This window comes from Paracoccus denitrificans, assembly GCF_900100045.1.
Taxonomy (GTDB): Bacteria; Pseudomonadota; Alphaproteobacteria; order Rhodobacterales; family Rhodobacteraceae; genus Paracoccus; species Paracoccus denitrificans.
This window is the reverse complement of record NZ_FNEA01000052.1, coordinates 1-19,502: the sequence shown is the minus strand read 5'-3', so window position 1 is coordinate 19,502 and position 19,502 is coordinate 1. Positions and strand designations below refer to the sequence as shown.

Here is a 19,502-nt window from a genome sequence, read left to right as displayed (position 1 = left end):
CGCCGCTAACCCCGAAGGGTTCGCTCGACTTGCATGTGTTAGGCCTGCCGCCAGCGTTCGTTCTGAGCCAGGATCAAACTCTCAAGTTGAAACGGCATCAGCCGTATCCTTGACAGAAAAACCTTGCACATCTGTCCTTCCCACAAAGGAGAAGGATCATCCTGTTCATCGTCCTCACTCGCGTGAGCCGACAAACAGTGAAGCTGACACTCTCATCATCGGTTGCCCTAGAGAGCCGATATACAAGCTTCCCCGTCGAAAAACGACCAGACCGCCCACATATCCCTTCAAATATACAGCAATGTCAAAAAGCAGAGGAAAGAAAAACACGGAAGTTGCGCCATTCTAGCGACGCCCCGTCCGGTCGTTCATTCCCAGATTGTCTCCAGAACCGCACCTTCCAGCGCCGCGTCCCGTCCCGTTCCGACCGTCCCGTCGTCTCGGTGAGCGGGTATTTAGGCCGGCCGCCCGGAACCCGCAAGAGACAAAATTCAAAAAAATGACAAAGAATGATAAGCAGCTGAAATAAAATAGGAAATTCTGAACAGACCCAGCACGCCACCCCCCCGGCCCAGCAATCAACCAGCGCGCCGAACCACACCAAACACGCCCGACCAGCCCCATTTCCTCAGCAAACGCAGAAACAACAACAAAAGAATCGTCCCGAGACTGCAAAGAGGACGATGAAGAGGTCCCTGCCCAGGGCCATCCGGCACCCGCTCGATCAAGCCGATGATCTTCCAGGATCGCGAAAAGCCGAAGATCGCGCCGAAAACCAACCTGAACGACGACAACGTCTTCTTCCAGGACGAATTTGTCTGGGGCGCCAAGCGCCGTTGCGCGGCCGGGTTCGGGGCCTGACAGCTTATCTACGCCTCACGCCAACCCCTGACCGCGCAGAACTACGCCGCCGCCAGGGCGGCGATGACCACGATGCGCGGCCACCGGGGGCGCAAGCTGAACCTGAAGCCGAAGCTGCTGATCGTGCCGGGCACGCTCGAAGAGACTGGCCTTGAACTGCTGAACGCCGAACGCAACGCCGCCGGTGCGACCAACGTGTGGAAGGGCACGGCGACCCTTCATGTCGAGAACCGGCTCACCCTGATCTGACGGCGGTCATCTTCCCGTGGGGGCGTTTCGCGCGCCCTCATCGACAAGCTGACAGGAGGCCATCATGGCGCGGAAACCCGCACGGACCACCACGAAGCCGGCTGCCGAGGAGAAGGTCGCCGTGAAACCCGAGGCCGATATCATCAAGGCTCCGGTCGAAGAGGCTGTGCCCGAAAAGGAGGCTGGAAAGCCCGATGCCGCCACGGCATCCGAGAATACCGAGGGGGCTGAAACAGCGTAGCAAGCTGCCGATGCCCCGAGCCAAGCCCCTGCAGATGATGTGCAGGGGCAAACCGGCGGGGAGGATGGGTCGGACCTCCCCGCCGACGACAATCTTCAGCAGCTGGTGATCCGGCCGCTGCTCACCAGGGCGAAGCGTCGCGCTCCATGGCCGAACTGCTGGCCAGCGGCGGCGCCACCTCGCTCGCGGCGACGATCGCCGAGGCGGCAGAGTCAACGGCGCCGATCATCCCGAAGGGCACCGACGTCGTTTTTTTCGGCCTGGACCTCGCCGTGTCGGAGGTCGGCTGGATCGTCACCTGTCACCGCGAAGACGGGCGTCGTCGTGCAGGCCGGCGCTGGCCCAGGGGCGAAGCCCCGGTTCGAGGCGGTGAGCTCACGGCTCACGATCTCGCTCTGCTTCAGGGCGATCCGCAGTTCACCGTCCGCAAGGCCGGCCAGGACTGACCGATGCCCTATGCGTCCGTCGACCAGCTGAAGGAGGTGATCCCGGCTCGCGACCTCGAACTCCTGACGGATTTCGAGCACAGCGGCGAGCCGTCCGATACGCGCCTCCAGCGGGCGCTGGTCGACGCCACGGCCGAGATCAACGGCTACATCGCCAAGGTGGTCAAGCGCCCCCTGGCGGACCTGCAAACCCGGCGCGGTTCAGAGGGCCGGTTCTACGCAGAGCTTAACTGGGGCCACGCTATCTCGCGACATCTGTCGAAGGCGAGTTTGTATCAGGTAGCGCATTCAGTGCGGTCGATTCCAACGGCTGAACTTCTTGATGGTAGGCGCATCACGCATTGAGCGACTGCTGTAAACTCAGTTCGATCCAGTTTTGTGTGCTGCAAATATTCCTGTCAGGCCCTGCAAAAATTAGTGTCACGCTACATCCGAAGCCGATCGGATCAATGATACGAACCATAGTGCCGGGTGAATAGCCTCTCGCGCCTCCAGACTTGCTGGGGGCTCGGGTGACATGCCAGTGCCCAACTCACTTGAAGGGAAGAACCATGGTGACCCCGGCAGGACTTGAACCTGCAACCTGCCCCTTAGGAGGGGGCTGCTCTATCCAGTTGAGCCACGGGGCCGCTCGGCGCCTCTTTTGCCCTCTGGCCGAAGAAATGGCAAGCTTGCCGCGACCGGGCATAAAAGATAACGGTAACATGATTGCGTCCCGGTAGTTGCGATGAACACGAAAAGATCCCGCCGCCCCCTGACATTGCGCGATGTGTCCGAAGCATCGGGCGTATCCGAGATGACCGTCAGCCGCGTGCTGCGCAACCGGGGCGATGTCTCGGCCGCCACGCGCGAGAAAGTGCTGACCGCCGCACGCACGCTCGGCTATGTCCCGAACAAGATCGCCGGCGGGCTGGCCAGCCAGCGCGTGAACCTGGTCGCCGTGGTCATCCCGTCGCTGTCGAACATGGTGTTTCCCGACGTGCTGGGCGGCATCTCGGCCGAACTCGACGACACCGGGCTGCAACCCGTGGTGGGGGTGACGAATTACAGCCCCTCGCGCGAGGACGCGGTGCTCTACGACATGCTCAGCTGGCGGCCCTCGGGGGTGATCCTGGCCGGGCTGGAACATAGTCGGGCGGCGCGGGCCATGCTGGACAATGCCGGCCTGCCGGTGGTCGAGATCATGGATGTGGACGGCGAGCCCATCGATACCGCCGTCGGCATCTCGCATCGCCGGGCCGGCGCCGAAATGGCCGACGAGATCCTCGCCGCCGGCTATCGCCGCATCGGCTTCATCGGCACCCATATGCCCGAGGATCACCGCGCCCGCAAACGACTGGCCGGCTTCGAGGAACGGCTGGGCGAGCATGGGCTGCAACTGGCGGCGCGGGAATATTACCAGGGCGGATCGTCGCTGCTTAAGGGGCGCGAGATGACCGAGCGCATCCTGGCCCGCGAGCCGGAACTGGACTTCCTGTATTTCTCCAACGACATGATCGGGGCCGGCGGGCTTCTGTGGTGCATGGAGAAAGGCTACGACATTCCCGGCAGGCTGGGACTGGCCGGCTTCAACGGCGTCGAGTTGCTGGACGGGCTGCCGATGCGGCTGACCACAACCGACGCCCGGCGCATCGACATCGGCCGGCGCGCCGCCCGCCTCGTCGCGGGCAAGGAGCCGCGGCCCGAAAGCGGCATCATCGCGCTTGCACCGACGATCATGCCGGGAGAGACCATCCGCAAGCATTGACGCCGCGCCTGCGGGCGGCGTTGCATGAGTATTTGCCAAACGGTGAAACAGGCGCTGGGTGGGCCCGCGCGCGACGGCCTGCGTTTTCTTCGTTCCCCAAATACTCATGCGGCGGCGACGATTGCACGGTCGCATGAGTATTTGGGGAACGAAGAAGCCGGGAAGTCAGCCCAAATCGGGGAAGAACAGGCCCTTGGGCGAGGGCGTGAAGATCTCGCAGCCATCCGCCGTCACGCCGATCGAATGCTCGAACTGGGCCGAGAGCGACTTGTCGCGCGTCACCGCCGTCCAGTCGTCGGCAAGGATCTTGGTCTCGGGGCGGCCAAGGTTCACCATGGGCTCGATGGTGAAGAACATGCCCTCCTCCAGCACCGGGCCCTTGCCGGGGCGGCCGAAATGCAGGACGTTCGGCGGCGCGTGGAAGGTGCGGCCGAGGCCGTGGCCGCAGAAGTCGCGCACCACCGACATGCGGTTCGATTCCACATAGGACTGGATGGCCCAGCCGATGTCGCCGAAGGTGGCGCCGGGACGGACGGCCTCGATGCCGCGCATCAGCGCGTCATGGGTGACCTGGATCAGCCGCCGCGCCTTGACGCTGGGCTTGCCCGCCACATACATGCGCGAGCTGTCGCCGAACCAACCGTCCGCGATCACCGTCACGTCGATGTTCAGGATATCGCCGTCGGTCAGGATCTTGTCTCCGGGAATGCCGTGGCAGACGACATGGTTCACGCTGATGCAGCTGGCATGCTGATAGCCGCGATAGCCGATGGTGGCGCTGGTGACGCCCAGTTCCTCGACCCGGCCGCGGATGAAATCGTCCAGGCCGCCCGTGGTGGCGCCGGGCTGCACCAGCGGACCTACCTCGTCCAGGATCTGCGCCGCGATCAGACCGGCCGCCCGCATGCCCTGGAAGTCCTGCGGGTCGTGGATGCGGATCCCCTCGCGGGTCTGGCGTGCGTCGTTCATGGCGTCCTCGTGCTGGTCTGCCCCCACAGATAGTCCCATGGCGCCACTTGTTCCAGCCCCTCGCGCGGACCTATACATTCGGAACCGCAGCAGATCGCCAGGGGAACGCGCCGATGCAATCCGACAATCCCACCGCAGCCATCCTCGTCATCGGGGACGAGATCCTTTCGGGCCGCACGCGCGAGGGCAATGCCCATTACCTGTCGCAGGTCCTCAACAGCATCGGCGTCGACCTGCGCGAAGTGCGCATCGTCGGCGACGACCACGACCAGATCTCGGCCTCGATCAGGGCGCTGGACAAATCGCTGGGCGGCGCCTGGGACATGCTGTTCACCAGCGGGGGCATCGGGCCGACGCATGACGACATCACCGCCGATGCGGTGGCCGCAGCCTTCGGCGTCGGCATCGAGATCAACGAGGAGGCCCGCCGCGTCATGGTCGAGCGCTGGCAGGCGCGCGGCGTCGAGGTCACCGGCAACCGGCTGCGCATGGCCCGCATCCCGCTGGGCGCGGCGCTGATCCCCAACGCCCATTCCGCCGCGCCGGGATTCCATATCGGCAACACCTATGTCATGGCCGGCGTGCCCGAGGTGTTCCGTGCCATGGTCGAGGCGGTCGTGCCGCAATTGCCCACTGGGCGCCCCTCGGTCAGCGAGGCGCTGGAGGTGCTGCGCCCGGAATCCGACGTGGCCGACGAGTTGCGGGCGGTTGCCGACGATTTTCCCGACCTGTCGCTGGGCTCCTATCCCTTCCAGCGCGGACAGCGCTACGGCACAAGCCTGGTGATCCGGGGGCTTGACGGCAAGCGCGTCACCGATGCCATGACCGCCCTGCGCGAAAGGCTGGCCCTGTGATTGCCGATCCCGATATCGCCCGCGCCTTCGAGACCACCTGGCCCGCCGCCGAATATGCCGAGGCGGGCGGTTTCCTGGTCGGCCGCGGCCGGGGCGGCGGCGGTCGCGTCAGTTCGGCCCGGGCCACGCGGCCGGATTGGACCGAGGCCGACATCGCCCGCGCCGAGGCCGTCCAGCGCAGTTGGAACGAGCGGCCCATGTTCCGCGTCGCCGACGACGATGCCGCGCTGTCGCAGGCACTGGCGGCGCAGGGCTTTCGCCACGGCACGCCGACCGCGATCCTGGCCGCCGATTGCGCCCGGCTGACCGCCCTGCCCGTCCCGCCGCTGACCGCCTTTGCCATCTGGCCGCCGCTGGCCATGCAGCGCGACATCTGGAGCGACGGCAATGTCTCGGCGGCCCGGCAAGAGGTGATGGAGCGCGCCTGCCTGCCCAAGACCGGATTGCTGGGGCGGGTGCAGGACCGGGCGGCGGGTGCAGCCTTCGTGGCGCTGGACGGGCCGGTCGCCATGATCCACGCCATCGAGGTGGTGCCCGCGCTGCGCCGGCAGGGCGTGGCGGGCTGGCTGATCCGCATGGCGGCGGCTTGGGCCGAGGAGCAGGGCGCCACGCGGTTGGCGCTGGCGGTCAGTCGCGCCAATACCGGCGCCCGCGCGGTCTATGACCGGCTGGGCTTCGCCGAACTGGGCGGATACGGCTATTGGAGCAAGGACTGATCCGGGCAAGGCGCTCAGCCCGGTTCGGCGGCCAGGCGGCGCAACTCCTTCTTGAGCAACTCCAGTTCGCTGCGCATCAGGCTCAGCTCGGCATGCAGGTCGCCGTCCAGAAGCGCGCCCGCCACCAGCGTCAGGCTGGCCAGATGCCGGGCGCCGGGATGGGGCGGCTCGCCCTCGGCGCCCCGATCCTCGAGCAGCAGGAAGCTTTGCACCCCGTCCGACAGCCGCTCGGCCGGGATGGCGACGTCGACGGCCCAGCCGCCCTCGGGCTCGGGGGTCGCGCAAGCCTCGGCCAGCCGGCTGCCCATATGCACCAGCACCAGCCGGCCGGGCGGGGCATCGCGATGGAGCACCCCTTGCCAGATGCCGCCCTTCAGCCCGAGGGATTCGAATTCGTTCATGGGAAAATCCTTGCTCAGAACTCGGCCCGCAGATGGCGCGAGAAGAACAGCTCGCGAATCTCGACCGCGTTCATCCGGGGCGCTTCGAAGATCAGATCCAGCCAGATCTTTTCCAGCCGCTTCTCGTTCATCTGGGTATAGGCCAGGTCGAACTCGATCACCTGCTGGCTGTAAAGGCCCGGTTCCAAGCCGTGCAACTGCTCTGTCAGATCGTCGATATTCGGGCCGTGGCCGATGTTCAGCCGCGCATAGACGTTCAGCGCACGCTCGGCCAGGATGCCGGTTTCCAGCCGCAGGACATGGCTGCGGGTCAGGCCCTGCAAGGCGCTGGCCGGCAGGTCGACGGACAGCGACAGGAAGCTGCCGGCAAAGCCGAACACCTCCAGCCGCACGGCAAAGGGCGACAGGTCGGTCGCGCCGGTGCTGGTCAGCTGCTCCAGGATCAGCGCGCGTTCGGGGCAGTCGTGCCAGACCGCGGTGCCGTCGCCCAGCCGGTCGCCGTTTTCGGGACCGGCCAGGCCGCGGGGCGAGATCCGCCCGGCCATGAGCCCGAGGCGCCAGCGCCAGTCGGTGCCGCCCGGCAGGTGCAGCACGTCCAGCGCCGCGCGCGAACGCGCCGCACGACGGTCGGTGCCGACCAGGAAACGGTCGAGATCGCCGCGCAGGCCCAGCGCCTCGTCGCGCAGGTTGCGCAGGCGGGCGGGGGTCAGCGTCTCGACCCCCCTGGCCAGTGCCGTCCATTGTCGCGCCACCCGTTCCCGGGCCTTGCTTTCAAGCCATTTGCGAGGGCGTATTGCCATGCGTCCGCCTGTCACTGATCCATATAGACATGGGTTTCGGCCGCCGCGCCCGGATGGGTGACCGCGCCATAGCGCGCCTTGCCGACCAACTGGGCGTATTTCCACAGCGCGCCCGAGGCATAGTCGGTCTTGCGCGGTCCCGCCCATGCGGCGCGGCGCCGCGTCAGTTCCTCGTCCGGCAGCGCCACCGAGATCTCGCCCCTGATCGCGTCGATGGTGATCATGTCGCCGTCGCGCAGCAGGGCGATGGGGCCGCCATGCGCCGCCTCGGGACCGACATGGCCGACGCAGAAGCCGCGCGTCGCGCCCGAGAACCGCCCGTCGGTGATCAGCGCCACCTTCTTGCCCATGCCCTGCCCCGACAGCGCCGCCGTGGTCGCCAGCATCTCGCGCATGCCGGGGCCGCCGGCCGGCCCCTCGTTTCGGATGACGATCACGCAGCCCTCGCTGTAATCGCGGCGGGCGACGGCCTCGAACGCCTCTTCCTCGCATTCGAAGACCCGGGCGGGGCCGGTAAAGACCTGGTGCTCGGGCGCCATTCCCGCGACCTTCACGATGGCGCCGTCGGGCGCCAGGTTGCCGCGCAGCCCGACCACGCCGCCGGTCCTGGACAGCGGCGCCGTCACCGGATGGATCACCTTGCCGTCGGCCTCGCGCTTGACCAGGTCCAGCTCCTCGCCCATGCTGCGGCCCGAGGCGGTCAGGCAATCCTCGTGGATCAGCCCGGCGCGGCGCAATTCGCGCATGACGACCGGGACGCCCCCGGCCTCGAACAAGTCCTTGGCGACGTAATCGCCGCCCGGGCGCAGGTTCACGAAATAGGGCGTGTCGCGGAAGATCTCGCAGACGTCGAACAGGTCGAATTCGATCCCCGCCTCATGCGCGATGGCGGGCAGGTGCAACCCGGCATTGGTCGAGCCGCCGGTGCAGGCCACCACCCGCGCCGCGTTTTCCAGCGATTTGCGCGTCACCACGTCGCGGGCACGGATGTTCCTTTCGATCAGCGCCATCACCGCCTCGCCCGAGGCCAGCCCATACTGGTCGCGCGATTCGTAAGGCGCCGGCGCGCCCGAGCTGTTCATCAGCGCCAGCCCGATGGCTTCCGACACGCAAGCCATGGTGTTCGCGGTATATTGCCCGCCGCAGGCCCCGGCCGAGGGGCAGGCCACGCGCTCCAGGATCTCCAGCTCGGCATCGGACATGTTGCCGGCCGCGTGCTGGCCCACCGCCTCGAACACGTCCTGCACCACCACGTCGCGGCCGTTGAGCTTGCCCGGCAGGATCGAGCCGCCATAGATGAAGACGCTGGGCACGTTCAGCCGCACCATGGCCATCATCATGCCCGGCAGCGACTTGTCGCAGCCCGCCAGCCCGACCAGCGCGTCGTAGCAATGCCCGCGCATGGTCAGCTCGACCGTATCGGCGATGGCATCGCGCGAGGCGAGGCTGGAGCGCATCCCCTCATGTCCCATGGCAATACCGTCGGTGACGGTGATGGTGGTGAATTCGCGCGGGCAGCCGCCACCCTTCTTGACGCCCTGCTTGACCGATTGCGCCTGTCGGGCCAGCGCGATGTTGCAGGGCGCGGCCTCGTTCCAGCAGGTGGCGACGCCCACCCAGGGGGAATGGATTTCTTCCTCCGATATGCCCATGGCATAGAAATAGCTGCGATGCGGCGCGCGGGCCGGCCCTTCGGTCACATGGCGGCTGGGCAGGGACGACTTGTCGAAGCGGCTGTTTTTCATGGCTGCATCCTCCGGCTGAATTCTGGATAGGCCCAGCCCGCACCCGGGGCAAGAGGCTGCGTCCCGGGCGCCCGGCCCTCAGCCCGTCGCGGCGTCCAGCCGGGCGGCCATGATCAGGTCGTTTCGGCTCACGCCGCCCGCCGAATGGGTGGAATAGCTGACGCGGGCATGGCCCCAGCCAAAGGCGATATCGGGATGATGCCCGGCGGCCTCGGCCTGCCAGGCGGCCAGGTTGGCCAGTTGCGCCGCCTGCTTGAAATTCTTGAAACGCCATTCGCGACAAATCGACTTGCCGTCCCCGGCCAGTTGCCAGCCGGGCAGGCCGGCCAGCGCCGCCTGCAATTCCTCCGCGGAAAGCGCCGGGGCGCCGTCCACGATCCTTTCCCTGTCCAGGCCCGTCATCGCTTCCTCCGTCACAGGATCGGCGCCGCCAGCGCCAGAAGGTTGTTGCGCAGCCGCCGCAGGACCGACCAGCCCCGGATCTCGTCCAGATGGATCGGGCGGGCGCGGCCGATATAGCCCTGCTGGCGTTCGTCCAGCCGCTCGGTGACGTCGCCGCCCAGAAACAGCATGTTCATCTCGTAGTTCAGCTCGAAGCTGCGGCGGTCCATGTTGGCGCTGCCCAGCATCGCCATGCGCCCGTCCACGGTGATGATCTTGGAATGCAGCAGGCCGTCCTTGAACAGCATCAGCTTCACCCCGGCCGAGACCAACCCGTAATAGAACCCCTCGGAGGTGGCCTGCACCACCAGCGAATCGTTGCGCTGGGGCAGGATCACGGTCACGTCCACGCCCCGCCGCGCCGCCGTGCGGATCGCCGAATCAAGCGAGGCGTCGGGGACGTAATAGGGCGTGGTGATGACCAGCCGCTCGCGCGCCGCATGGATCATCGTCGCCATGCAATCCGACAGCGAGCCCAGGCGTTCGTCCGGGCCGGTGGCGACGACCTGCGCCACCTCGCCCGGGGCGGTGACGGGACGGGTCATGCGCAGCATCTCGCCCAGATCCTCACCCGTATAGCTCATCCAGTCCTGCAGGAAGACCGCCTGCATCTGGCGCACCACCGGCCCCTCGATGGCCAGGAAGACGTCGATCCAGGGCGCATAGCGCGGCTTGATCGCAAAGGCGCGGTCCGAGCAGTTGCGGCTGCCGGTAAAGCCCAGCACATGGTCGATCACGACGATCTTGCGGTGATTGCGCAGGTCCATGCGCTGGAAAAGCCCGCCGATCACCGGGATGCTCAGCGGCAGCGCCTCGACGCATTCCACGCCTGCCGCCTTCATCCGCGCCCAGGGTTCCGAGCGGCCGAAGGCGCGCGAGCCGAAGGCGTCGATGATCGCCCGCACCTTGACGCCGCGCCCGGCGGCACGGATCGCGGCATCGGCCACGGCGCGGCCCGAGGCATCGTCCAGCCAGATATAGAACAGCATGTGGACGTGCTCGGTCGCGCCGTCGATGGCCTCGGCCAGGGCAGTGATGGCGCTGTCGTCCTCGGGCAGCAGCGCGGCGCGGTTGCCGGCAACGGCGGCAAAGCCGGTCGTGGCGTGATTCGCCTTGATGACGGGCGCGGCGAAATCCGGCAGCATCTTCAGCTCTTCGGGGCTGGGCTGCCACAGGCCGGACAGGCGCGAGCGGACATTGGCCATGGTCTCGACCTCGGCGCCGCGCATGCGGATCTCGCCGAACAGCACATAGGCCAGGATGCCGACCAGCGGCACCAGCTCGATCACCAGGATCCAGGACAGGCGAACCGTCGGCTCAAGCCGCGGACGCAGCAGCACGCGGGCCGAAACGGCCAGCGCGGCTGCGTAATGCATGAACACAAGCGCTTCGGTCCACATGCCGCCATGAAAGCCCGGACTGCGTGGAATTGCAATTCGGCACCGCTTTGCATATCTGAGCCCCTGAACGCAGCGCAGGGGGCCGCCGATGAACTGGATCACCAACTATGTCCGTCCGCGCATCAATTCGCTGTTCTCGCGCCGCGAGGTGCCCGAGAACCTGTGGACGAAATGCCCGGAATGCGGGACCATGCTGTTCCACCGCGAGTTGTCGGACAACCTGAACGTCTGCACGAATTGCGACCATCACCTGGCGATCAGCCCCCGGCAGCGCTTTGCCGCGCTGTTCGACGGCGGCGTCTTCAACGAGGTCAAGGTGCCCGAGCCGGTCGCCGACCCCTTGGGCTTTCGCGACCAGAAGAAATATCCCGACCGCATGAAGGCGGCGCAGAAATCCACCGGCGAGAAAGAGGCGATGCTGGTCGCCGAGGGCGAGATCGGCCGCACCCCCATCGTCGCCGCCGCGCAGGATTTTTCCTTCATGGGCGGCTCGATGGGCATGTATGTCGGCAACGCCATCATCGCCGCGGCCGAGCGCGCGGTGAAGCTCAAGCGCCCGCTGGTGCTGTTCTCGGCCGCCGGCGGCGCGCGCATGCAGGAGGGCATCCTGTCGCTGATGCAGATGCCCCGCACCACCGTCGCCGTCGAGATGCTGAAAGAGGCGCGGCTGCCCTATATCGTCGTGCTGACCCATCCGACCACCGGGGGCGTGACCGCCAGCTATGCCATGCTGGGCGACATCCAGATTTCCGAGCCGAACGCGCTGATCTGCTTTGCCGGCCCGCGCGTGATCGAGCAGACCATCCGCGAAAAGCTGCCCGAGGGCTTCCAGCGCGCCGAATACCTGCTGGAACACGGCATGCTGGACCGGGTGACGCATCGCAAGAAACTGCGCGAGGAACTCGTCTCGATCCTGCGCATGCTGGGGGGCCTGCCCGCGCCGGTGGCCGGCGACCTGCCCGCGCCGGGTCCGACCGCAACCGCCCGGTCCGAAGCCGACGAGACCCCGGCCGACAGCACATCCGCCTGAGCCGGACGGCATCGCGATGACCTCTTCCGACGCCATTCTCGCGCGGCTCATGCAGCTGCATCCCAAGGTCATCGACCTGTCGCTGGACCGGATGCATCGCATCCTTGCCGCCTTGGGCGACCCTCAGCGTCGCATCCCGCCCGTGATCCATATCGCCGGGACCAACGGCAAGGGCTCGACCCAGGCGATGATCCGGGCCGGGCTCGAATCGGCGGGCAAGCGGGTCCATGCCTATACCTCGCCGCATCTGGCGCAGTTCCATGAACGCATCCGGCTGGCCGGCGAGCTGATCGCCGAGCCCGACCTGGCTGCCGCGCTGGAGGAATGCGAGGCCGCGAACGGCGGCGCGCCGATCACCTTCTTCGAGATCACCACGGCGGCGGCCTTCCTCGCCTTTTCGCGCATACCGGCGGATTACACGCTGCTGGAGGTGGGCCTTGGCGGCAGGCTGGACGCGACCAATGTGATCGACGATCCGGCGCTGACCGTCATCACCCCGATCAGCATCGACCACACGCAATATCTGGGCGAGACGCTGGCCGAGATCGCCGGCGAAAAGGCCGGGATCCTCAAGCGCCGCGTGCCCTGCATCGTCGGGCCGCAAGAGCCCGTCGCCCGCGAGGCGATCGAGCAAAAGGCCGAGCGCCTGTTCGCGCCGCTGCGCATCGCCCGGCAGGACTGGGACAGCCGGCGCGAGGGCGACAGCCTGATCTATCAGGACGAGCACGGGCTGATGGACCTGCCCCTGCCGGTGCTGCCCGGTCCGCATCAGATCGTGAACGCCGGCACCGCCATCGCCGCGCTGCGCGAGTTGGGCTTCGGCCGCATCGAGGCTCGCGCCGCGGTGATCGAGGCGGAGTGGCCCGCCCGCATGCAGCGCCTGACCCGCGGCCCGCTGGTCGAGGCGGCGGGGGCTTGCGAGCTGTGGCTGGACGGCGGCCACAACCCGGCGGGCGGCGAGGCGGTGGCGGCGACGCTGTCGGCCATGGCAAGGAAACCGACGCATCTGGTCTGCGGCATGCTGAACACCAAGGATGTCGCGGGCTACATGCGGCCACTGGCCGGCGTCGCGCAAAGCCTGACCGCCGTGGCGATCCCGGGCGAGCCGAACACCCTGCCGGCCGAGGACACCGCGGCCGCCGCTGCCTCGGTCGGGCTTGCGGCCGGAACCGCCCCGGACGCGCTGGCCGCCGTGCAGCGCCTCGCCGTCGACCAGCCCGGTGCGCGCATCCTGATCTGTGGCTCGCTCTATCTCGCCGGGCAGGTGCTGCGCCAGAACGGCTAGGCCCGGTTGAATCCCGCCTAAGCCCCGCCCCGGCCCCAATCGGCGTCGCGCATCTCGCGCAACCGGCTGGCGGTGCGCTCGAATTCGAACGCCCCCTCGCCCTCGGCATAGAGCCGCTCCGGCTCGTCGGCTGCGCTGGCGACCAACCGGACCTTGGCTTCGTAAAGCGCGTCGACCAGGGTCACGAAGCGCTTGGCCTCGTTGTAGTTCGACTGCGACAGGCGCGGGATGGCGTCGATGAACAGCAGGTCCAGCGCCTCGGCGATGGCCAGATAATCGGCCGGACCCAAGGGCTTGCCGCAAAGATCCCAGAAGCTCGCCCGCCCGATGCGACCGACATGCTGCGGGATCTCGACCTTGCGGCCCTTGACCTCCAGCAGCAGGGGCAAGGCGGCCGCGCCGCCGGTCTCGGCCCGCCACAACGCATCCATCTGCTCTCGCGCCGGTGCATCGGCGGGGATGAACCACACCTGCCCGCCCTCGTCGCGGTTCTGGCGGTGGTCGGTGGCGCTGGCCAGTTCCACCACCTCCAGCTTCTCGCGGATCTGCGCGATGAAGGGCAGGAAAAGCTGGCGGTTGAGGCCGTTCTTGTACAGATCCTCGGGCACCCGGTTCGAGGTGGTGACGATGGTCACGCCCTCTTCGAACAATACCTGGAACAGCCGGCCGACGATCATCGCATCGGCGATATCGGTGATCTGCATCTCGTCGAAGCACAAAAGCTGCGCATGCTGCGCCACCGCCTTGGCGACGGGGCGGACGGCATCCTGCTGGCCGGTCTTGCGCACGCCCTCCAGCGCGGCCTGTATCTCCTGCATGAATTCGTGGAAATGAACCCGGCGCTTGACCGCGACCGGCGCGGCCTCCATCACCAGATCCATCAGCATGGACTTGCCGCGGCCGACCCCGCCCCACAGATAGATGCCCCTTGCCGCCCGCACGGGCGCAGGCGCCGAGCCGCGCAGCCGCGACAGCCAGCCGTTCTTCTGCGGCGCGGGCTCGGGGACGGCCGTCAGTTCCCGCACCAGCCGGTCCAGCACCGGCAGCACGCCGCGCTGCGCCGCATCGGGGGCCAGCAGGCCCGCGGCCACGCGGGCATCATAGAGTTCGGATACGCTTACCATACCTGCCCCCTGCCAAAGAAAGGACCGGCCCGCAAGGGCCGGTCCGGCAATTCCCACGAATTTCCTCTGCTATCCGCTTCGGGATCAGCGGCCGCGCCGCTGGAAGCTGCCGCGCGGATCGGCGCCGCGGCCCAGCCAGTTCTGCGTCACGGCCGCGATCTGGTTCACGATCTGCACGCGCTGGGTCAGGCCCCTGGCCTCGGCCTCGTCGCCGGCCTTGCCGACAAGGGCGGGGAATTCGGCCTTGATGAGCTGCGGCTGGCTCAGGGCGGCACCGCTGCGTGCGTCGAAGACCTGCACGGTATATCGGATGTTGTGCACGCCCGAATTCTGCAACCGCTCGCGCACCACCGGGGTGATGGCGTGGAACTGGCTGACGGTGGCGACGATGCGCACGCCGGTCTTGCCGTTCAGCCCGGCGGCGCCCTTTTCGATGCCCTCCCTGAGGATGGCGGCCACCTGGACACGGCGGTCGCCGGCGGGCTCGCCATGCCAGACGATGTCGAAATCGGGGATATAGTTGTTCGCCTCGCTGGTGGTCAGGGCGTCGGGGACGGCGACCTCGACCGCGGCGACGCGCCAGCCGGCGGTCTGCGCCGCATCAAGCTGCTGATAGGTGGTTTCCCAGGTGGTGGCACAGCCTGCAAGGCCAAGGGCCAGGCCAAGCGCCAGAAGCGCGGGTTTCAACATGGGGTGGTTCCTCGTTAACAGATGAATGGAATACCGGCCGCAGGCCGGCCGTTGAAAATTGCGCCAAGGCCTTTGGGCATGATCGTGATCGGGAAATCGGATGGATCAGAAAAGCGCCTCCGCAAAGGGGCGGGCTTGCGCCGCCCTTGGGTCGCGGGGACAATCCCACGACCCGGCGAAAGGATAATCTTGGTTTTCCAATGCGCAAGAGATTCGATTCGATGCAAGCCGCCGCCCGCGCCCAGCCCTTTGCCGACTGGCCCGCGCGCGCCGCACGCCTGCGCGCGTTGAAGCGGATGCTGGTCGAGAACCGCCGCCGCTTCGCGCAGGCCATCGCCCGCGATTTCGGCCAGCGCCCGCAGGCCGAGACCGACCTGGCCGAGATATTCCCGGCACTGGCCGGCATCCGCCACGCGCTGCGCCACGGCCGGGGCTGGATGCGCCGCCGCCCGGCGCGGACCGGGCTGTGGTTCCGTCCGGCGCGGGCATGGGTCCAGCCCCGGCCGCTGGGCGTGGTGGGGATCGTGGTGCCGTGGAACTATCCGGTCTTTCTCAGCATCGGCCCGGTGACCGATGCGCTGGCCGCCGGCAACCGGGTCATGGTCAAGCTGTCCGAGCACGCGCCGGGTTTTGCCGAAGCCTTCGCCGAGGCGGCGGCGCAGCATTTCGACCCGGACGTGCTGGCGGTGGTGATGGGCGGGCCCGAGGTCGCGGCCGGGTTTACCGCCCTGCCCTTCGACCACCTGCTGTTCACCGGCTCGACCAAGGTCGGCCGGCAGGTGATGCAGGCGGCAGGGGCGAACCTGACTCCGGTCACGCTGGAACTGGGCGGCAAGTCCCCGGCGCTGGTCGCGCCCGATGCACCGCTGGCGCATGCGGTTGACCGGATCATGACCGGCAAGCTCCTGAATGCCGGCCAGACCTGCATCGCGCCGGATTACGTGCTGCTGCCCCGGCCCAGGGTCGAGGAGTTCACCGCCCTTGCCCGCGATTGGGTCGGCCGGCACTATCCCCGGCTGGCCGCCAATCCCGATTACAGCCGCATCATCAATGATGCGCAGTTCCAGCGCCTGAGCGACTGGATCGCCGAGGCCCAAGAGTCCGGCGCCGCCCTGCATCCGCTGAGCGATGCGGCCCCGGATGCCGCGCGCCGCCTGATGCCCCCGCTGATCGTGACCGGCGCGAAAGGCGCCCTGGCCGAGCAGGAGATCTTTGGCCCCGTCCTGCCGCTGACCCCCTATGACAAACTGCGCGAGGCGGTGGATCACATCCTGGCCCGGCCGCGCCCGCTGGCCTTCTATCCCTTTACCGGGAATGCCGAGACGCTGGCGCTGCTGCTGGGGACGGTGGCGGCGGGCGGGGTCACGGTCAACGATACGCTGCTGCACGTCGCCCAGCCCGGCCTGCCCTTCGGCGGCGTGGGCGCCAGCGGCATGGGCGCTTGGCACGGCAAGGCAGGGTTCGACCGCATGTCGCATCTGATGCCGGTGTTCCGGCAGGCCCGGCTGAACGGCGCGGGGCTGCTTGCCCCGCCCTATGGCGCGCGGTTCCGCATGCTGATGCGCTGGATGCTGCGGCTTTAGACGATGGACTGGTTGCGCGTCTCGGCCCGGATGAACAGCGTGGCCAACGCCGCCAGCAGCAACAGCGCCGCAAAGACGCCGATGGCGACCCCGAAGCCGCGCGCCACGACATAGCCCATGAGCGAGGGTGCCAGAAGCCCGCCCACCCGCGCCACCGCGCTGGCGGTGCCCATGCCGGTGCCGCGCAGGCTCGTGGGGTAAAGCTCGGGCGTGAAGGCGTAAAGCGCCCCCCAGGTGCCCAGCAGCGCAAAGCTCATCAGCAGAAGCGATGCGGCCACCAACCAGGGACTGACGGCGACGGTGAACAGGACGCAGCCCGCGGCGCTGAGGACCAGGAAGATCTGCAAGGTGGGCTTCCTGCCCCAGCTTTCCACGCCATGCGCCGCCAGCGCATAGCCCGGCAGCTGCGCCAGCGCCATCAGCACCAGGAAGCCATAGCCGCGCACGAAGCCGAAACCGCCCTTGGCCAGTTCCGCCGGCAGCCAGACGAAGACGCCGTAATAGGACAGCGAAACCAGGAACCAGGCGGCAAAGATGCCCAGGCTGCGGTTGCGCAGCTCGGGGCCGAAAAGCCGCGCCTCGGCAGTGACGGGCGGCGCGGTCAGTCGGGTGCCTGCCGGCAGGGCGCGGGCGCCGTTCGCGGTCAGGACCCGGTCGACGACCGCCCGCGCACCGGCTTCGTCGCCCTTGCGCAACAGATACATCGGCGATTCCGGCACCCAGAGCCGCAGCCAGATGCCGATCACCGCCGGCAACGCGGCGATGGCAAAGATCCAGCGCCAGGGCTCGGCCGCGCCGGCCAGATGGGCGATCCAGGCGGTCAGGGCGATGGCGATGGTGCCGACGGCCCAGAACCCCTCCAGCCAGACCAGCCAGCGGCCGCGATTCCTGGGCGGCAGGAACTCGGCCATCATGGCGTAATCGACCGGCAATGTGCCGCCGACCGCCATCCCGGTCAGGAAGCGCAGCAGCATCAGCGACCAGATGTCCGGCGCAAAGACCGAGGCAAGGCCGAAGACCGCATCGCAGCCCACCGTCAGGAACAGCACGTTGCGCCGCCCGATCCGGTCGGCGATGCGCCCGAACAGCGTCGCGCCGGCGAACATGCCCAGGAAGAAAAGCGTCCCGGTTTGCAGGGCCTGCGGCACGGTCAGCCCAAAGCTCGCGGCGATGGAGGCCGCGGTAAAGCCGATGGCGATGACCTGCATCGCATCCGCCGCCCAGACCAGGCCAAAGATGCCCAGCAGCCGCCCCTGGAAACGCCCCGCACCGCCCTGGGCCAGGGCCTCGTCGATGGTCAGGTTCATCCGCTTTCCTCCGCCTTGCCGCTTGCGGCGCAGTTTTGCGAGGTTTCGCGCCATGTCCACCGAAAAACGCCCTGTTGCACCCGGCTTGAGCAAGGCGATGCGGCGCGGATGGGCGGTGGGCACGAAAAAAAGGCCGCCCACGCGGGCGGCCTCTTGCGGCAGGTGCCGGGGCTTGACCCTCAGCCCTCCAGGAAATCCTCGATCACCTGCTCGAAGCTTGCGGCAAAGCTGCCGCCGACCGGCTTGGTGAACAGCGCCGCGCGCATCAGCGTGCCATGCACGAACTGGCCGGTGCGCACGGTGGCGTAGTTGGCGACCGGCATGCCGACCGGCGTCGCCAGCACGAACGCACCGGAGGGTGCATAGCCCCGCACCCGGTTCGCCGCGACATCGACCTCGACGCCGACGACGAAGGTTTCGCCATAGGTCACGTCGCCCAGCCCGATGCTGCGGGTCGCACCGTCGTAATAGCGGGCCTGCAGCGCGCCCTTGTTGTTGTGGATCGAAAAGTTGCCGCCGCTGGGATTGGCCCCGAAAAGCAGCGACACGCCCGAGCCATAGCTGTCGATGGCCATGCGCAGGACGATGAAGGCCCCTTCGAGCCCGCTCGTCGTCAAGCCCGTCGCTTGCAGGAACTGCCCGTCGCCGAACCGGATGCCCAAGGGCGTCGCGGCGATCGCATTGCCCGAGCTGGCGACCGCCAGGTTCCAGCCGCCATTGCCGCCGTTGGTCACGCCCGTCACCGCCGAGGACTCGCCGGAATAGGCCGAGGCGGAGTCGAAATAGCCAGCCGCCTGCGCGTAGTCGATCCCCGGTGTCGCCGGTGCGGCGACCATCAGCAGCGCGGGGCTGGCCGCGACCGTCCCGGCGGCATTGCTCCAGTTGACCGCCAGCGCATATTCGCCCGGCTCGGACAGTTCCATGCTCTGCTCCTCCGGGTCGATCCGGTCGCGGATCGAATTGTCGTCCAGCAGCAGGTCCCACTCTGCGGCCGGTGGCGGGGTGCCTTCGGCACTGCCCAGGTCCAGGGTGATGCTGTCGCCCAGCCCCGCCGCTTCGGGCAGGATCGCGGGCTGGCGGGTGATCGTCGGCGCTATGGCGGGCACCGCCTCATCGACCAGCACCGAACCGTTGGCGTCCAGCAGCCTCGCGGGCTGGCCGCCGTGATAGATCCGCTCGACCCCGTCGAAAAGGCTGCGCTCGATACTGCCATGGATCGCCGGCGGCGCATCCCGACCATCCAGCACCACCAGATCGTTCGGGCGCCTCTGCCCTTCGGGCAGGGCGAGGTAGCGGTCGTAGTCCGGGGCGACGATCAGCCGCACCGCGCCGCCCTCGCGCGCCGCCTTCAGGTTCTGCGCGCTCGTCCTTTCCAGATCGCCCAGCGTCGTCTCCAGCGCCGAGGCCAGAAACAGCGACCGCACCTCGAACAGCTTGGCCACATAGGGGCTGTAGCCCGCGACGGTCCAGGTCGTCCCGGCCCGCTCGCCCTCGCCGTTCACGATCAGATCCAGCGACCAGCCGCCCTGCGCGTCGGTCGTCGCCTCGACCTGCTCGGTCACCACCCGCACGCCGCCCTCGAATACGTCCGAGCCCTGAAGCGTCGCGACGAT

At 67.8% G+C, this 19,502-nt stretch carries 19 protein-coding genes, 1 tRNA gene, 1 rRNA gene and 1 pseudogene; 10 read left to right on the top strand and 12 right to left on the bottom strand.

From position 1 onward, the window contains the following. Positions 1–89 (bottom strand): 16S ribosomal RNA (locus tag BLT64_RS24550); the annotation flags it as partial. Positions 90–723: 634 nt separating this feature from the next. On the opposite strand from BLT64_RS24550, the pseudogene BLT64_RS27530 reads away from it, so the two are divergent. The 4 genes and pseudogenes from BLT64_RS27530 to BLT64_RS24530 all read left to right on the top strand — a co-directional run bounded on the left by BLT64_RS27530 (position 724) and on the right by BLT64_RS24530 (position 2,142). Beyond that, positions 724–1,110: pseudogene (locus BLT64_RS27530) on the top strand (Mu-like prophage major head subunit gpT family protein). A gap of 64 nt (positions 1,111–1,174) precedes the next feature. Next, positions 1,175–1,351, top strand: coding sequence for a hypothetical protein (locus BLT64_RS27065; protein WP_157137433.1), 177 nt, complete (start codon positions 1,175–1,177; stop codon positions 1,349–1,351). 146 nt (positions 1,352–1,497) lie between these two features. Next, entirely contained in the window at positions 1,498–1,797 is a 300-nt protein-coding gene (locus BLT64_RS24535; protein WP_011748265.1) for an HI1506-related protein, read from the top strand. A 3-nt stretch (positions 1,798–1,800) separates the two neighbouring features. After that, on the top strand, positions 1,801–2,142 hold the full coding sequence (locus tag BLT64_RS24530) for a phage protein Gp36 family protein (RefSeq protein WP_011748266.1): 342 nt from the start codon (positions 1,801–1,803) through the stop codon (positions 2,140–2,142). Between the two features lie 207 nt (positions 2,143–2,349). On the opposite strand, the gene BLT64_RS24525 is transcribed toward BLT64_RS24530, so the two are convergent. Then, positions 2,350–2,426: transfer RNA gene (locus BLT64_RS24525), tRNA-Arg, on the bottom strand. 98 nt (positions 2,427–2,524) lie between these two features. Between BLT64_RS24525 and BLT64_RS24520 the strand changes: the two genes are divergently transcribed. Then, a complete protein-coding gene (locus tag BLT64_RS24520) occupies positions 2,525–3,544 on the top strand; it encodes a LacI family DNA-binding transcriptional regulator (RefSeq protein WP_011748267.1) in 1,020 nt (339 codons plus the stop codon). Between the two features lie 165 nt (positions 3,545–3,709). Here BLT64_RS24520 and map read toward each other — a convergent pair whose 3' ends face one another. Next, complete coding sequence (gene map, locus BLT64_RS24515) at positions 3,710–4,513, bottom strand: type I methionyl aminopeptidase (protein WP_041529914.1); 804 nt, start codon at positions 4,511–4,513, stop codon at positions 3,710–3,712. Between the two features lie 113 nt (positions 4,514–4,626). On the opposite strand from map, the gene BLT64_RS24510 reads away from it, so the two are divergent. Both BLT64_RS24510 and BLT64_RS24505 read left to right on the top strand, forming a co-directional pair. Continuing rightward, entirely contained in the window at positions 4,627–5,367 is a 741-nt protein-coding gene (locus BLT64_RS24510; protein WP_011748269.1) for a competence/damage-inducible protein A, read from the top strand. After that, the gene (locus tag BLT64_RS24505) at positions 5,364–6,083 is read left to right on the top strand and encodes a GNAT family N-acetyltransferase (RefSeq protein ID WP_011748270.1); all 720 of its coding nucleotides are present in this window, start codon (positions 5,364–5,366) and stop codon (positions 6,081–6,083) included. Before BLT64_RS24510 ends, BLT64_RS24505 begins: the two co-directional genes overlap by 4 nt. A gap of 14 nt (positions 6,084–6,097) precedes the next feature. On the opposite strand, the gene BLT64_RS24500 is transcribed toward BLT64_RS24505, so the two are convergent. From BLT64_RS24500 to cls, 5 genes are all read right to left on the bottom strand, one after another. After that, positions 6,098–6,484, bottom strand: a complete 387-nt coding sequence (locus BLT64_RS24500) for a hypothetical protein (RefSeq protein ID WP_011748271.1) — start codon at positions 6,482–6,484, stop codon at positions 6,098–6,100. A gap of 14 nt (positions 6,485–6,498) precedes the next feature. Further along, positions 6,499–7,284, bottom strand: a complete 786-nt coding sequence (locus BLT64_RS24495) for a DUF6478 family protein (protein WP_041529915.1) — start codon at positions 7,282–7,284, stop codon at positions 6,499–6,501. Between the two features lie 11 nt (positions 7,285–7,295). Next, positions 7,296–9,029, bottom strand: coding sequence for a dihydroxy-acid dehydratase (gene ilvD, locus BLT64_RS24490; RefSeq protein ID WP_011748273.1), 1,734 nt, complete (start codon positions 9,027–9,029; stop codon positions 7,296–7,298). Positions 9,030–9,107: 78 nt separating this feature from the next. Then, positions 9,108–9,431 carry a 4a-hydroxytetrahydrobiopterin dehydratase gene (locus BLT64_RS24485; protein WP_011748274.1) on the bottom strand — a complete coding sequence of 108 codons (324 nt, stop codon included), beginning with the start codon at positions 9,429–9,431 and terminating at the stop codon, positions 9,108–9,110. Positions 9,432–9,442: 11 nt separating this feature from the next. Continuing rightward, positions 9,443–10,846, bottom strand: coding sequence for a cardiolipin synthase (gene cls, locus BLT64_RS24480; protein ID WP_232290449.1), 1,404 nt, complete (start codon positions 10,844–10,846; stop codon positions 9,443–9,445). A 112-nt stretch (positions 10,847–10,958) separates the two neighbouring features. Here cls and accD point away from each other — a divergent pair, with 112 nt between their 5' ends. Both accD and BLT64_RS24470 read left to right on the top strand, forming a co-directional pair. Next, positions 10,959–11,900 carry an acetyl-CoA carboxylase, carboxyltransferase subunit beta gene (gene accD / locus BLT64_RS24475; RefSeq protein ID WP_011748276.1) on the top strand — a complete coding sequence of 314 codons (942 nt, stop codon included), beginning with the start codon at positions 10,959–10,961 and terminating at the stop codon, positions 11,898–11,900. Positions 11,901–11,916: 16 nt separating this feature from the next. Next, the gene (locus BLT64_RS24470; RefSeq protein WP_011748277.1) at positions 11,917–13,185 is read left to right on the top strand and encodes a bifunctional folylpolyglutamate synthase/dihydrofolate synthase; all 1,269 of its coding nucleotides are present in this window, start codon (positions 11,917–11,919) and stop codon (positions 13,183–13,185) included. Positions 13,186–13,202: 17 nt separating this feature from the next. Here the strand turns inward: BLT64_RS24470 and zapE are convergent, their stop codons facing one another. Together zapE and BLT64_RS24460 are read right to left on the bottom strand one after the other, a co-directional pair. Further along, the gene (zapE, locus tag BLT64_RS24465; protein WP_011748278.1) at positions 13,203–14,309 is read right to left on the bottom strand and encodes a cell division protein ZapE; all 1,107 of its coding nucleotides are present in this window, start codon (positions 14,307–14,309) and stop codon (positions 13,203–13,205) included. 84 nt (positions 14,310–14,393) lie between these two features. Beyond that, positions 14,394–14,999 (bottom strand): DUF6778 family protein, encoded by a 606-nt coding sequence (locus BLT64_RS24460; RefSeq protein WP_011748279.1) that lies wholly within the window; start codon positions 14,997–14,999, stop codon positions 14,394–14,396. A gap of 200 nt (positions 15,000–15,199) precedes the next feature. Between BLT64_RS24460 and BLT64_RS24455 the strand changes: the two genes are divergently transcribed. Continuing rightward, positions 15,200–16,582 (top strand): coniferyl aldehyde dehydrogenase, encoded by a 1,383-nt coding sequence (locus BLT64_RS24455; protein WP_011748280.1) that lies wholly within the window; start codon positions 15,200–15,202, stop codon positions 16,580–16,582. Here the strand turns inward: BLT64_RS24455 and BLT64_RS24450 are convergent. Then, positions 16,579–17,889, bottom strand: a complete 1,311-nt coding sequence (locus BLT64_RS24450) for an MFS transporter (protein WP_011748281.1) — start codon at positions 17,887–17,889, stop codon at positions 16,579–16,581. The two genes, BLT64_RS24455 and BLT64_RS24450, sit on opposite strands and share 4 nt — an antisense overlap. A 179-nt stretch (positions 17,890–18,068) precedes the next feature. Next, a partial coding sequence (locus BLT64_RS27060) for a hypothetical protein (RefSeq protein ID WP_175474425.1) occupies positions 18,069–19,502 on the bottom strand: 1,434 nt, incomplete at its 5' end.